Below are 14094 nucleotides of genomic sequence, written 5' to 3'. Positions count from 1 at the left end.
GAAAAACGCATGGCTCCTATGATTATATTTCGTTTGTGAAGACCCGGGCAATGCACAAGAATAGCAAGCATAAAAAAGTGATCAGATCCCACAGGGACACCTCACAAAGAAAATACATTTTCTAATACCGGAGCGAGACAAAATGCACCCCAACCCCCAGCGCGCCACCCTCGGTGGAAACGACCTTGCCCTAATTACCAAGCGGCATCTATGCCTGCTGTCCGAAGTCTTTTCAGGCATCAGTTTTATGCATCCTAGCAATCATTAAAACTAATGCCTTTTGGCAATATCTGGCATGCCTTTTGCATCAGCAAGTAGCGCCAACACAGCAAACCACAGGCATTCAGCAGTCGTTTCCACACTTTCACAGCAGGAGCAAGCCATGCAAAATACAGATACCAAACGTCGTAACGTCATCAAAGCAATTGGTGCATCGATTGCCGCATCTACGCTATCCGCACCATTTGTGAACGTCTTTGCACAGGAACAGAACTTCAAAGGGAAGACGCTACGCTTCCTGACCTGGTCAGACGATACCGGCCTGGCAGCGCTGCGTAATATCGCGGCCAGCTTCTCTGAAAAAACCGGCGCCAAAGTGATTGCCGACCGCGCGGATGGTACTTCGGGCATGGTCGCCAAACTGAAAGCGGCCGGCAACAAGCCGCAATATGATGTGATCACGCTGGCGGGTGTCGGCGCTTCGGGGCTGGCAGATGCCGGTTTTCTGATGCAACCGGATCTGGCCCGCCTGCCGAATCTGAAAGATGTCGCGCCTGAGCATCGCAGCGGCGCCAACGGTTTCGGTGTCGGCTACCTGTTGTGGACCAACGGCCTGATCTACAACACGTCAACTTTCAAGGCGCCGCCATCCACTTACGAAGCCTTATGGGATCAAAAATATAGCGGCCGCATCTTTCTGCCGCCGCCAAGCTGGGTCGAAGCTGTCGACCTTGCCATCATTGCAGCGAAATTGTCCGGCGGTTCACAAAAGAATATCGATCCGGGTTTCAAGAAGCTGGCGCTGCTCAAGGACCGCATCCTGATGCTCGGCGAAAATCCGAACCAGGTGGCCGAACTGTTCCGCACCAACGCGCTGGACATTGGTGGCATCTACTCGCCGGCGTTCTTCCCGGTGGCGATTAAAAAGCCGGAATACAAGATGGGTGTCACCTATGACATGAAAGAAGGTTTTGCCGCCCAGTTGATGTACACCGTGATTCCGAAATCGCATCCGGGCGACATCGACCTGATCCACGCCTTCATCAATCACACGCTGGACCCGGTTGTACAAGGAAAAATGGCTGCCGATGTGCTCAACGGACCGGTGAACACCAAGGCTGCAATTCCAGCAGAAAGCAGCCGCTACGTTCCAAGCACGAGACAGATCGCCGAGAAAGCGCAGATTCACGACGACAAGGCGCTGGCAGCGGTACAAAGCGAATGGGTCCGCCGGTATACCGAGATTTTCTCGGCGTAATAAATAAATTCGAATAAACCCGAATAAACCCGGCAACACGCAAAGGGAAAAGCAATGCTCGATCAAAATTCCAATGCACGGCCGTGGCTGCTACTACTGCCGGTACTGCTGTTCCTGGCAGTACTGGCGGCGGCAGCGCTGGCGGTAATCCGCATGAGCGTAGGCAGTAACGGCGACGAATGGCACAGCGTTTCGTTGACCAGCTATGCCGACCTGGCCACGCCTTACTACATGAAATCGCTTTGGCTCACCTTGCGCCTGGCGTTTCAAAGCACGGTGCTGGCGGTACTGCTGGCGATCCCGGTAGCGATTGCCATGGCGCGCGCCAAATCCAAACTGGCGCGACGCCTGTTGCTGACCGGCGTGTTGCTGCCTTTGCTGGTGAATCTGCTGCTGCAAAGTTATGGCTGGCTGATCATCCTCGGCCCCGGAGGCGTGCTCAACAATTCGCTGCTGGCGCTGGGTATCGTACAGCGTCCGGTGCAATGGCTATATCGTGAAAACGGTGTATTGCTGGGACTGATACAGACGGCGTTCCCGCTGGCGGCATTGCCGATGGCCAGTGCGCTAAAAGCGATTTCAGGCAGCTACGAAGAAGCCGCCGCAACCATGGGTGCCAGCCGCTGGCAGATCTTGCGTCATGTGCTGCTGCCGCTGGCGATGCCAGGGATTCTGTCGGGCGCGCTGCTGGTGTTTGCCTACAACGCCAGCGCCTTTGCGGTACCGTTGCTGCTCGGCGGACGCCGGGTTTCCATGCTGGCGGTGCTGGTGCGTGACCAGATCACGCCTTTACTCAACTGGCCCGCTGCGTCAGCCACCAGCGTCATATTGATGCTGGCGACTTTGGCGGTGATGGCGCTGTCGCAAAAACTGGTGCAACGGTCACAGAAAATGCTGGGGAACACACAATGACCTCACTCACTCGCCCTTTCTTGCGGCGCGCCCTGCCCGGCCAGCTCACCCGGCTAACCGGGGTGTTGGCGGCAGTGGTGCTGATACTGGCAGCGATGCCGATCATCATCATGATCATCATGTCGTTCGGCGCTTCCGACACCCTGGCCTTCCCGCCGCCTAGCTATGGCTTGCAATGGTATCGGGCTGCCTGGCACACCTTCATGTCGCCTGACGCCAGCGACGTGCTGTCGATGGGACAGGCGCTTGGCACCAGCCTCAAAGTGGCCGTGGCGACCATGCTGATCGCCGCAGCGGTGGCAATTCCTGCTGCTTATGCACTCAACCGCTTCAACTTCCCCGGCAAAGGCATCATCGAGCAATTCATCGCCTTGCCCATGGTGTATCCACTGGTAATGCTGGGTATTTCGTTACTGTTGGTGTTCAACTATATCCCGGTTGAGCTAGGCATTTTCCGGTTGGTTATCGCCCATGTGATCCTGGCGTTGCCGTTCGCAGTCAAGAATTGTTCGGCGTCGATTGCCGGCATCGGTCCGGAATTCGAAGAAGCGGCCTATCTGATGGGAGCACGGCCAATGCGCGCCATGTTCGATGTCGTGCTGCCGCTGATGCGGCCCGGCATCATGGCCGGAATGCTGTTCGCCTTCATCGTCTCTTTCAACGAATTCACGGTGACCTTCTTCCTGTATGACGTCGACACCATGACGTTGCCGGTATGGCTGTACAGCCGCACCGTTTCGTCGCTCGATCCTACCGTATTCTCGTTCGCCGTGTTCATCGTGCTGATCGACTTCGGCTTGATCTGGCTGCTGGAAAAACTGGTGGGCGACGACGGCGTAGCGCTCTAAACACACCAAGCACTCTAATCAGATATTGAAAAATGCGTTCCAACTTAGCGAGCACAACATGAGCAATCAATTAGTCATTGAAAACGTCAACAAGCAATTCGGCGCGGTGCAAGTCGTGAAACACGTCAACCTGAGCATCCCGGAAGGTAAGCTGGTGTGTTTCCTCGGACCGTCCGGCTGCGGCAAGACCACATTGCTGCGCATGATCGCCGGCCTCGAAACACCGACCAGCGGCCGCCTCACCATGGCCGGCAAGGACCTCACCAATGTACCGGCGTGCGAGCGCGATTTCGGCATGGTGTTCCAGTCGCTGGCATTGTTCCCCCACATGAGCGTGGCTGGCAACATTGCCTACCCGCTGCGTTTGCGCAAAGTCGACAAGCAAAGCCAGGCCAAACGGGTCGACGAATTGCTGCAGCTGATCCAGTTGCCGCACATGGCCAATCGTCCGGTGGCGCAATTGTCCGGCGGCCAGCGGCAACGGGTGGCGATTGCGCGCGCGCTGGCATCCGCGCCCAAGCTGTTGCTGCTGGATGAACCGCTGTCAGCGCTCGACGCCAAGCTGCGCGAAGCGATGCAGGTTGAAATCCGCCTGCTGCAGCAACGCCTCGGCATCACCACCATCATGGTGACGCATGACCAGCGTGAAGCAATGACCATGGCCGATGTGATTGTGGTGATGGAGCAAGGCCGGATCGCGCAAATCGGCTCGCCGCTGGAAGTGTATCGGGATCCGGTCAATGAATTCGTCGCCGACTTCATCGGTCTCGGCAACATCCTGCCGGCGGTGCCAAACGGCGATCAGCGGGTGCGACTGGCAGGCGGACAGCAGATCGATATCAGTGGCTCGCGCAAGATCAGCGACGGCCAGGAAATCCGCTTGTTGATCCGTCCCGAAGATGTCTGCCTGAGAATCAACGAAGCGGTCGGACACAAGGATCTGCAATCCAGCATCCGCAACAGCAGCAACAATTGCGTGCCAGGCCAGGTCAGCTTTATCCGCGATGTAGGCTCGTCGCTGGAAGCCACCATAGATTGTTCCGGCTTTTCGCTGACCGTGGCGACCAGCCCGCGCGAAGTTCCGGGATTGGCGATCGGGAGCCAGGTATTGGCAACCTTGCCGCCGCACGCCTGCAAGCTGATCGATGCAAGCCCGAGCCGGCTGGCTGCCTGATAACGCAATTCATCTACCGATTCATCAATCTACACATCGAGGAAACACCATGAACATATTGCCCCTCTGCGGTACCCTCCTGAATCGCCGCATATGCAAGATCGGCGCCGCCATCCTGCTCACGGCGGGCATGTTGCATGCTGCGCCAAGTCAGGCCGACGCCATCGATAACATCAGTAAGAACGGCAAGGTCAGGATCGGTGTCTTCATGGATTACCCGCCATTTGGCTCGATCGGGCCAGACATGAAGCCGCTCGGCTACGACATCGACATGGCTGAATTGATCGGTAAGGCGCTGAAGACCAAGGTAGAACTGATACAAGTCACCGGCGACAATCGCATGGCGTACCTCGCCGGCGGCAAAGTAGATTTATTGCTGTCGGTGGGACAAACGCCGGAGCGTGCCAAGGTCATCGATTTTACCGATGCTTACGCACCCTACTACCTGGCGGTGTTCGGCGGCCCGAAAATGGCGGTCAAGAGCAATGCCGACCTGGCCGGCAAGACCATATCCGTAGCCCGCGGCACGCTTGAGGACTTGAGTATTTCCAAAGTGGCTCCGTCTGAAGCCACGATCAAGCGCTTTGACGATCCCAACGGCGCCATCTCTGCGTTCCTGTCCGGACAAACGCAATTGATGGTAGTCGGCAATGACGTCGGCGCCACCATCATGGCCAAGAACCCGGCCGCAGGCATACAGCAAAAATTCCAGTTGTTCAGCTCGCCCGATCACGTCGGCCTGAACAAGAACGAACCACGACTGACGCAACAGATCAACCAAGCCATCGTGCAGGCCAAGAAGGATGGCAGCTTGAACAAGATTTCCCAAAAATGGCTGCGGGTACCGCTGCCGGCGGATTTGTAAGCGGCCGGACACAGGAAGGCAATCAGCATGACTTATGCGTTCGACTTCAGCGATCTGCAACAATACACCGGCATGATCGCGCACGGTATTGCGATCACGCTCGGCCTGACCGCGGTCGCCACTTTTCTCGGCGCCGTGATCGGTATCGGCGGTGCAGCCTTGCAATGGAAAGGCGGAAAAGCTGTTCGCAGCGCGATTGCCACCTATGTCGAGCTGATTCGCAACACCCCGTTCATTGTGCAGTTGTTCTTCATCTTCTTTGGTTTGCCAGGCCTCGGCGTGCAGATCAATGAAATGGAGGCGGCATTGCTAGCGATGACGATCAATCTGGGCGCCTACACCATCGAAATCGTACGCGCCGGAATTGAAGCCGTATCGCGTGGGCAATACCAGGCCGCGCTGGCGATCGGGCTGACTCAACGGCAAGCATTCCGCTCCGTCATATTGCCGCAAGCGCTGGCTACCGTATTCCCGGCGCTGGCCTGCCAGGTGCTGATTGTGATGCTGGGATCGGCAGTTGTGTCGCAGATTTCGGTCACCGACCTGACCTACGCCGCCAACTATATCCAGTCGCGCAATTTCCGCTCCTTTGAAATCTACCTGGTGATCACCGTCATCTATCTGGTGCTGGCGATTGTATTGCGACGTCTGATGAACCGCATGGCGCGCGGACTTTTTGCGGGGCGGCAGCGATGATGGAGTTCACTTTATGGGGTATGGCCGGCAACTTGATGCTGGCCGCACGCTGGACGGTATTGCTAGCGCTGATTGCATTTGCCGGTGGCGGCGCATGCGGCTTGCTGTTGCTCGGCCTGCGGCTGGCCGGTCAGCGCCAGCTCACTGCGGTGATCGATCTGTACATAGAAATAATCCAGGGAACACCGCTGCTGATGCAATTGTTCATGGTGTTCTTCGGGTTGCCGCTGTTTGGCATCGACGTCTCGCCATGGCTGGCGGCCAGTGTCACGCTGACACTGTATACCAGCGCCTATCTGGTGGAGATCTGGGGCGGCTGCGTCGCGGCAATTCCCCGCGGCCAATGGCATGCGGGCGCCAGCCTCGGCATGACTTACACGCAACAGCTGCGTGAAATCGTGCTGCCGCAAGCATTGCGGATTGCCATCGCACCGACGGTGGGCTTTTTGGTACAAGTAGTTAAGAGCACCGCCCTGACTTCCATCATCGGCCTGATCGAACTGACCAAGGTCGGCAACATGCTTACCAATTCGACTTTCCGCCCTTTCCCTATTTACGGAATGGTGGCCCTGTTGTATTTCGCCATGTGCTTTCCACTGACCTGGTATGCACGCAAGCTGGAACGCCAACATCAACGCAAGACCAATCGCTGATGCGAAAATGAAACCCAACATGAAACGACTCGAGAGTACTGAGATTGACAAGACCGTCGCCGCTGACGGCAGTTCATCCACATCTGCATCCGCATCTGCATCGTTCCCGATCGCACCCGCAGAGGCAACTTGCGGCGAGGTGCTGGTCAAGCTGCTGGAAAACTATGGCGTCGAACTGGTGTTCGGCATTCCCGGCGTCCATACCGTTGAGCTATATCGCGGACTGGCGCGCTCAAGCATGCGCCACATCACACCGCGTCACGAGCAGGGCGCCGGCTTCATGGCCGACGGCTATGCGCGGGTCAGTGGCAAACCCGGCGTCTGCTTCATTATCACCGGCCCCGGCATGACCAATATCGCTACCGCCATGGCGCAAGCCTATGCCGATTCGATCCCGATGCTGGTCATTTCCAGCGTCAACGCCCGTCAGCACCTGGGCAATGGCAACGGCATGCTGCATGAGTTGCCGTCGCAACGTGGCGTTTTTGCCGGTATGACCGCGTTCTCGCATACGCTGATGAGCGCCGATGAACTTCCTGCCGTATTGGCGCGCGCTTTCGCTGTGTTCGATAGCGCCCGCCCGCGCCCGGTGCATATTGAAATCCCGCTGGATGTGATCGTCGCTCCTGCCGCGCATCTGTCTACCGCCATGCCAGCCCGCACCTCTAAACCCTGCGCCGATCCGCGCCGAATAGCCGAGGCTGCCGCCATGCTGCACCAAGCCAGGCGGCCCTTGATCCTGGCCGGCGGCGGCGCCGTCAATGCCGGTATCGAATTGCAGCAACTGGCAGAACGTCTGCAGGCGCCGACGGCACTCACCATCAACGCTAAAGGTCTGCTGCCGCCGCAGCATCCGCTGTTGCTCGGTTCGACCCAATCTACGGCTGCAACGCGCGCCCTGGTGTGTGAAGCCGATGTAGTGCTGGCAGTCGGCACCGAACTCGGCGAAACCGACTATGACACCGTATTCGACGGCGGCTTCCGCATACCCGGAAAACTGATCCGCATCGACATCGATGCGCAGCAGCTGGCGCGTAACTATCCCGCCACGCTTGCCTTGCTGTCCGATACCGGAAGCGCGCTGCAAGGCTTGTTGCAGCAGTTGTCACTGCAACCCGAGCCGCTTTTGCATGCGGTCCTTCCCGATGTCTCGTGGGGCAGCAACCGGGTTGCCGCTTTGCGACGCGAAATCGACTCCAGCCTCGACCATGCGGCACACATGCAGCATCGCATGCTGGAAGTGGTGGCGAGCACGCTGCCGGATGCGATCTATGTCGGCGACTCTACCCAGCCGGTATATACCGGCAATATCACCTTCGATGCGCGCACTCCGCGCAGCTGGTTCAATTCATCTACCGGATACGGCACGCTCGGTTATGCATTACCGGCCGCAATCGGCGCCAAACTCGCCACTGCCGGCACACCGGTGGTATGCCTGATCGGCGACGGCGGTTTGCAGTTCACCTTGCCGGAACTGGCCAGTGCGGTGGAAGCCGGCGTCCCGGTGATCATCCTGCTGTGGAATAACAGCGGCTATGGAGAAATCAAGAAATACATGCAGAACCGCGCCATCGAACCGGTTGGCGTCGATATCTACACGCCGGATTTCCTGGCGATTGCACGCGGCTTCGGCTGCGCGGCTCAACACGCAGCAACAGCAACGGAGCTGACCAGCGCCTTGCAACTGGCGGTGGCAACCAGCACGCCAACTGTGATTGAAATTTCAGAAATCGAGTGGACCGGACAGGAGCAATGATGGCGCACAATCAACCGCATCAGCTGCCTCAGCCGCATCGACTCTATATCGCCGGTCGTTGGTGCGATGCACGGTCCGGCCGGATGGAAACGGTTTTCAATCCCGCCACCGAAACAGCATTGGCCGAGGTCGCCACCGGCGCAGCGCAGGATGTCGACGATGCTGTCGCGGCTGCTGCGGCGGCGCAGGCGGAATGGGGAAAAAATTCCGGCGCTGAACGCGCCGTCTGCTTGCGTGCCATTGCACGCGGAGTGCAGGAACAGCAGGAGCAACTCGCCCGCCTGCAAACTGCCAACAACGGCAAACCCCTGAGTGAATCGCTGATCGATATCGGCGATGTCGTCGCCACCTTCAGCTATTACGCCGAACTGGCCGAGCAACTCGATGCGCATCAGGATCAACCGGTCCCCCTGCCCAGCGACGACTTTACGGCAACGCTACGTCGTGAGCCTTGCGGCGTCGCGGCCCTGATCGTACCTTGGAATTTTCCCATGGTGACCACCGCATGGAAAGTCGCACCGGCGTTGGCGGCAGGCTGCACGGTGGTACTCAAGCCATCCGAAATCACGCCGTTGCCGGAGCTGGCGCTGGCGGCGATAATCGATCAAGCCGGATTGCCGGCCGGCGTCTTCAATCTGGTCACCGGTAGCGGTGCCGAAGTCGGCGCCGCGCTGGTTTCCCATCCCGATGTACGTAAAGTCTCGTTTACCGGCAGCACCGCGGTCGGCCAGACGGTGATGAAAGCCGCCGCGGACGATCTCAAACGCATCAGCCTGGAGCTTGGCGGAAAGTCGGCGGCGCTGATGTTTGCCGATGCAGATATCGAGCAGGCACTCGACATCGTCTGCGGCGGGATATTTTTCAATGCCGGACAAATGTGCTCGGCCACCTCGCGCTTGCTGATTGAACGCAGCATTGCAGAGGATTTCACGGCACGTCTCAAGCAGCGTGTCGAATCGATCACGGTCGGCGATCCGATGGATCCTGCAACCCAAATGGGCCCCTTGAGCAGCCGCCAGCAATATCAGAAAGTGCAGCAATATATTCAGCAGGGAATGGACGCGGGACTAAACCTCATCACTGGCGGCAGTCGTCTGCCAACGATGTCCAAAGGATATTTTGTGGCACCGACGATCTTTGCAGATGTGCCCTTCGACAGCCCGTTGTGGCGCGAAGAAATCTTCGGTCCGGTCCTATGCATCAATACCTTCGACAGCGAGCAGGAAGCAATTGAGATCGCCAATCGAAGCGAGTATGGCCTGGTAGCGACCGTGCTGACCTCGGACCCCGACCGTGCCAGCCGCGTGTCGGCGGCGTTGGACGTGGGCCTGGTATGGGTCAACAGTCCGCAGGTGATTTTCCCGCAAACCTCTTGGGGCGGCATGAAGAAAAGCAGCATAGGCCGCGAGCTGGGACCTTGGGGCTTACACGCGTTTCAGGAAGTCAAACACGTGGTGATGGCGGCATTCGGATAATCCCGATAGTTCAGGTAGTTCAATGCAAGAATCTGCCGCTCTTGGCTACCATCGTCAGGTCGACGAACTCTGAACCGTTGTGATTGCTCGGGCTGAAGGTGACAAAATAGCCACCGGCGTCATAATGGTTCAGGGTTTCCAATGCCTTGATCAAACTATCGCGCGACAAATTGCTGCCTGCGCGCTTGAGCCCTTCCACCAGGACCTTGGCCGCAATAAAACCTTCCATGCTGACGTAATCCCACTCTCTCTTACCGTTTTGCAGGTAGTACTTGCGGTATTCCTTGACGATGGCGTTGACCTCATCCCAAGGCGCCGGCATCACTTGTGCAATCTGCACGCCGCTGGCATCCTTGCCCAGTGCATTCACCAGCTGCTGGCTGCCGACGAACGAGATGTTCCAGAACGATGGCGGACTGCCGGCGGCTATCATCGCCTTGATAAAGGCAGCGCTGGAATTGTATGCCGACACCATGATGACCGTCTGCGGATTGCTTTTCCGGATCTTGGCGACGGCATCGCTGACATCCACGCTATTGCGTTCCACCGTGCCTAACCCGACAACTTCGATGCCGCGTTTCTTCAACGCCCGGGTCACCCCTTCCAGGCCAGCCTTGCCGTAGGCATCATTCTGATAAAAGACAGCGATCCGCTTCAATGACAGCGTGGTAATTTGCTGCACGATTTTTTCAGTCTCGGCAAAGTAACTGGCGCGGACGTTGAAGATATTCCGGTTGAACGGTTCGCGCAACGACTGGGCGCCGGTAAACGGCGCGAAGAACGGCAACTTAGCCTTGGTCGCGGCCGGAATCGATGCATTCGAGGTTGGCGTACCGACATAGCCGAACAGGGCCAGTATGTCGTCCGCTTCGATGAACTGGCGGGTATTCGCCGCCGCCCGCTCCGGTTCATAGCCGTCGTCCATCGTTTTAAGGACGATTTTCCTGCCGAACACACCGCCGCTGGCGTTGACCTGATCGAAATACGCTTGCGCGCCTTCATTCATTCCCTTGCCCAGTTCCTTGGCGGGACCGGTAAACGCTGCCGACTGACCGAGGGTAATTGTAGTGGCGGTAACGCCCGTTTCAGCGTGACAAAAAGCGGCCGTCAACAACAGCGCTGACAGGACAAGTATTTTATGAAGGCGCATGCGAAATCCGATTATTTGTTTAGTTGATCAATTTCGCACATCATTGTAAATCCATTGCAAATTTGATACGGCATATGGTAGCGCTACCCAAAAGAGCCGATAAGCAGCTAATGAAATTTGTTGCGGTGCGGAAAATTGTGCCAAGTAAAACGCAAAGGAGGCAGTGCTGTCAAGCAAGCCACGCAATTTCAGCGTCCGGGAAAATAATAAGACGCTATCCGATATAATGAGAATCATTATTGATCATGGCTTGTTTAGAGCTTACTTTTGGCTTGCTTTTAGCTTATCTATGAGACTTTGTGACTTGACCCCGTTTACCCCTGCTGTGATCGAATACGTGGAAGATGTATTGGAGCTGGACCCGATTGCCAACCGCTTGCGCGAGCTGGGTTTTGTCCAGGGAGAGCCAGTGAGCCTGGTGGCGCGCGGCCCGGTTGGCGCAGATCCGCTGATGATACAAATCGGCTTCACCCGTTTTGCCCTGCGTCGCGCCGAAGCGCACCGGGTCCACGTTAATCCAGCTTCCTGAATTTCTTAGCCACAGCCTCATGTCTAGCGCATCCTCCCTCCGCATCGCCCTTGTCGGCAATCCAAACTGCGGTAAGACCGCCTTGTTCAATCAATTGACCGGAAGCCGCCAGAAAGTTGCGAACTACGCCGGCGTCACGGTAGAACGTAAGGAAGGCCGCTTCACCGCCCCTTCCGGACGGCTGTTCCAATTACTCGATTTGCCCGGTGCGTATAGCCTGGAAGCGACCAGCCCGGACGAGATGATTACCCGCAAAGTTTGCCTGGGCCAAATGCCCGGAGAAGCGTTGCCGGATCTGGTGGTCTGCGTTGCCGATGCAACCAATCTGCGTTTGCACTTGCGCTTTGTATTGGAAGTCAGACGGCTGGGCCGGCCCATGGTGCTGGCATTGAACATGATGGATGCCGCCCGCAAACGCGGCATCGCGATCGACCGCGAAGAGCTGGAACGCCGCCTCGGCATTCCGGTGATCGAAACCGTTGCAGTACGCAGTGGCGGTGCAGGCGAATTGATCCGGCATCTGGACCAGGGCGCCGCAACAGCGCCAGAGCCAGTGGCAGGCGGCGTCGACGACGACTTGCACGCACAGGTGCGCAGCATGCTGGCGGCAGCAGTCACCATGCCGCGCAACACATCGATGATCGACGATATGATCGACCGCTGGGTATTGCATCCGGTATTCGGACTGGCGCTGCTGGCGGCCATCATGTTCTTTATTTTCCAGGCAGTTTTTTCCTGGGCACAACCGCTGATGGCGGCTATCCAGGCCGGCGTCGGCGCGGTCGGCGCCTGGGTCGCCGGCGCGATGCCGGAAAGCCTGCTGCGCAGCCTGATCAGCGACGGCATCTTCGGCGGCCTGGGCACCGTGCTGGTATTCCTGCCGCAAATCCTGATCCTGTTTTTCTTTATCCTGGTGCTGGAAGAATCCGGCTACCTGCCACGCGCCGCCTTCCTGCTTGACCGCATGATGTTCAAAGCCGGCCTTACTGGCCGCTCATTCATCCCGCTGCTGTCCAGTTTCGCCTGCGCGATTCCCGGCATCATGGCCACCCGCAGCATCCAGGATCCACGCGACCGCCTGACCACCATCCTGGTGGCGCCACTGATGACTTGCTCGGCAAGGCTGCCGGTGTACACCTTGCTGATCGCCGCCTTCATCCCGAACACAAGCGTCTGGGGCCTGTTCAATATGCAAGGTATCGTCCTGTTCGTGCTGTACGTGGCAGGCATCGTCAGCGCGCTGGCAGTATCCTGGGTCATCAAGCGTGTGCGCAAGGACAAGAGCGAGCACGCATTGCTGATGGAATTGCCATCCTATCGCTTGCCCGGCGCGCGCAACATCGCCATCGGCCTGTGGGAGCGGGCATTGATCTTTTTACGCCGGGTCACCACCATCATCCTGGCGCTCACCGTGCTGCTGTGGTTCCTGTCGACCTTCCCCGGCCCGCCGGCAGGCGCGACTATGCCAGCCATCGATTACAGCCTGGCCGGCAGGATCGGCCATCTGCTCGAATACATCTTTGCCCCTATCGGTTTTAACTGGCAGATCTGCATTGCACTGGTGCCCGGCATGGCCGCACGCGAAGTCGCCGTTTCGGCGCTGGGAACCGTGTACGCCATGTCCGGCAACGAAGACATGATTGCGTCGCAGCTAGGCCCGGTGATTGCCCATCAATGGTCGCTGGCAACCGCGCTGGCGCTGCTAGCCTGGTATGTATTTGCACCGCAATGCATGTCGACGCTGGCAGTGATGCGCCGCGAAACCAACTCCTGGAAAATCGTCGCTTTTGCCACCACGTACCTGTTCGGCCTGGCCTACCTTGCCGCGTTCCTGACTTATCAAATTACGAAACTCCTGACATGACGCCATTTCTCGTAATCCAGGCCATTGTGATTGGCGTGGCGGTGATCGCCAGTTTGATTTATGCATGCCGTCGATTGATGCCGGTTACCAGTCAGCGCTGGCAGGCGGCGTTGGCGAACTCGTTGAGTGCGGGTTCCCGGCCGGTAGTGGTGCGGGAGATTGGCAAGCGGTTGCAGCCTGTGGCTGCGGCGGGAGGATGTGGGAGTGGGTGTGGTTCTTGTTCTACCGGATGTGGTTCGGGATCTGCCGCTGTGGAGCAACCGGTGCAGTTTCGTGAGCGTTCGGGGGAATAGAAATCGTGTGAGTTATTTTTAGCGTTTGAGTGCTAATGCATGTACTCCGTGGTTCGTTAAATAGGGAGAGTCTAATGCCGTTAAGTTAAGCGGTTCAAAGGACCCGGTTGGCGGTTGTATACAACCGCCAAAGCTGTTAACCTTCGGCGACGATGCTGTCCGACGCCCTTCCACTTGTCACTGTTGATCTGCCGCCCCCCGACTGGAGGCGGCTTGGGGAGCATTTACCCGACGATTGGATTGAACAGGCGTTGGGCTACACGGGCAAGGCCAGTATTCGTCAGCGTCGCTTGCCGGCGCAGCAAGTGGTTTGGCTGGTGATCGCCTTGGCTATCTACCGACATCGATCGGTGCGGCAGGTAATGGCGGAATTGGATTTGGCGCTCCCCGACCTGAAGGAAC

General features: G+C 57.9%; 14 protein-coding genes. 13 read left to right on the top strand and 1 reads right to left on the bottom strand.

Annotated features, from left to right (window positions below; all coding sequences use genetic code 11):
• The first annotated feature begins 382 nt into the window (after window positions 1-382).
• The 9 genes from BM029_RS13080 to BM029_RS13040 are packed head-to-tail and all read left to right on the top strand — an operon-like array spanning window position 383 to window position 9856.
• Window positions 383-1477, top strand: a complete 1095-nt coding sequence (locus BM029_RS13080) for an ABC transporter substrate-binding protein (protein ID WP_092436670.1) — start codon at window positions 383-385, stop codon at window positions 1475-1477.
• Window positions 1478-1531: 54 nt separating this feature from the next.
• The gene (locus BM029_RS13075; RefSeq protein WP_092436668.1) at window positions 1532-2389 is read left to right on the top strand and encodes an ABC transporter permease; all 858 of its coding nucleotides are present in this window, start codon (window positions 1532-1534) and stop codon (window positions 2387-2389) included.
• Complete coding sequence (locus tag BM029_RS13070) at window positions 2386-3237, top strand: ABC transporter permease (RefSeq protein ID WP_092436666.1); 852 nt, start codon at window positions 2386-2388, stop codon at window positions 3235-3237. Before BM029_RS13075 ends, BM029_RS13070 begins: the two co-directional genes overlap by 4 nt.
• A gap of 58 nt (window positions 3238-3295) precedes the next feature.
• A complete protein-coding gene (locus BM029_RS13065) occupies window positions 3296-4411 on the top strand; it encodes an ABC transporter ATP-binding protein (RefSeq protein ID WP_092436664.1) in 1116 nt (371 codons plus the stop codon).
• Window positions 4412-4460: 49 nt separating this feature from the next.
• On the top strand, window positions 4461-5276 hold the full coding sequence (locus tag BM029_RS13060) for a transporter substrate-binding domain-containing protein (protein WP_092436662.1): 816 nt from the start codon (window positions 4461-4463) through the stop codon (window positions 5274-5276).
• Between the two features lie 27 nt (window positions 5277-5303).
• Window positions 5304-5972, top strand: coding sequence for an amino acid ABC transporter permease (locus BM029_RS13055; protein ID WP_092436660.1), 669 nt, complete (start codon window positions 5304-5306; stop codon window positions 5970-5972).
• Window positions 5969-6625, top strand: coding sequence for an amino acid ABC transporter permease (locus tag BM029_RS13050; protein ID WP_092436658.1), 657 nt, complete (start codon window positions 5969-5971; stop codon window positions 6623-6625). Before BM029_RS13055 ends, BM029_RS13050 begins: the two co-directional genes overlap by 4 nt.
• A 19-nt stretch (window positions 6626-6644) precedes the next feature.
• Window positions 6645-8381 carry a 5-guanidino-2-oxopentanoate decarboxylase gene (locus tag BM029_RS13045; protein ID WP_092436656.1) on the top strand — a complete coding sequence of 579 codons (1737 nt, stop codon included), beginning with the start codon at window positions 6645-6647 and terminating at the stop codon, window positions 8379-8381.
• On the top strand, window positions 8381-9856 hold the full coding sequence (locus BM029_RS13040) for an aldehyde dehydrogenase family protein (protein ID WP_244545034.1): 1476 nt from the start codon (window positions 8381-8383) through the stop codon (window positions 9854-9856). Before BM029_RS13045 ends, BM029_RS13040 begins: the two co-directional genes overlap by 1 nt.
• 19 nt (window positions 9857-9875) lie before the next feature.
• Here BM029_RS13040 and BM029_RS13035 read toward each other — a convergent pair whose 3' ends face one another.
• The gene (locus BM029_RS13035; protein ID WP_092436652.1) at window positions 9876-11006 is read right to left on the bottom strand and encodes an ABC transporter substrate-binding protein; all 1131 of its coding nucleotides are present in this window, start codon (window positions 11004-11006) and stop codon (window positions 9876-9878) included.
• A gap of 226 nt (window positions 11007-11232) precedes the next feature.
• On the opposite strand from BM029_RS13035, the gene BM029_RS13030 reads away from it, so the two are divergent.
• The 4 genes from BM029_RS13030 to BM029_RS13015 all read left to right on the top strand — a co-directional run.
• Entirely contained in the window at window positions 11233-11535 is a 303-nt protein-coding gene (locus BM029_RS13030) for a FeoA family protein (RefSeq protein WP_256381607.1), read from the top strand.
• A gap of 19 nt (window positions 11536-11554) precedes the next feature.
• Complete coding sequence (locus BM029_RS13025; protein ID WP_092436648.1) at window positions 11555-13399, top strand: ferrous iron transporter B; 1845 nt, start codon at window positions 11555-11557, stop codon at window positions 13397-13399.
• Window positions 13396-13692, top strand: a complete 297-nt coding sequence (locus tag BM029_RS26605) for a DUF6587 family protein (protein ID WP_092436646.1) — start codon at window positions 13396-13398, stop codon at window positions 13690-13692. Before BM029_RS13025 ends, BM029_RS26605 begins: the two co-directional genes overlap by 4 nt.
• A gap of 152 nt (window positions 13693-13844) precedes the next feature.
• A partial coding sequence (locus BM029_RS13015; protein WP_170851070.1) for a transposase domain-containing protein occupies window positions 13845-14094 on the top strand: 250 nt, incomplete at its 3' end.

It is taken from the genome of Collimonas sp. OK607 (assembly GCF_900111995.1).
Taxonomy (GTDB): domain Bacteria; phylum Pseudomonadota; class Gammaproteobacteria; order Burkholderiales; family Burkholderiaceae_D; genus Collimonas.
This window is presented reverse-complemented; position numbering and strand designations above follow the sequence as displayed.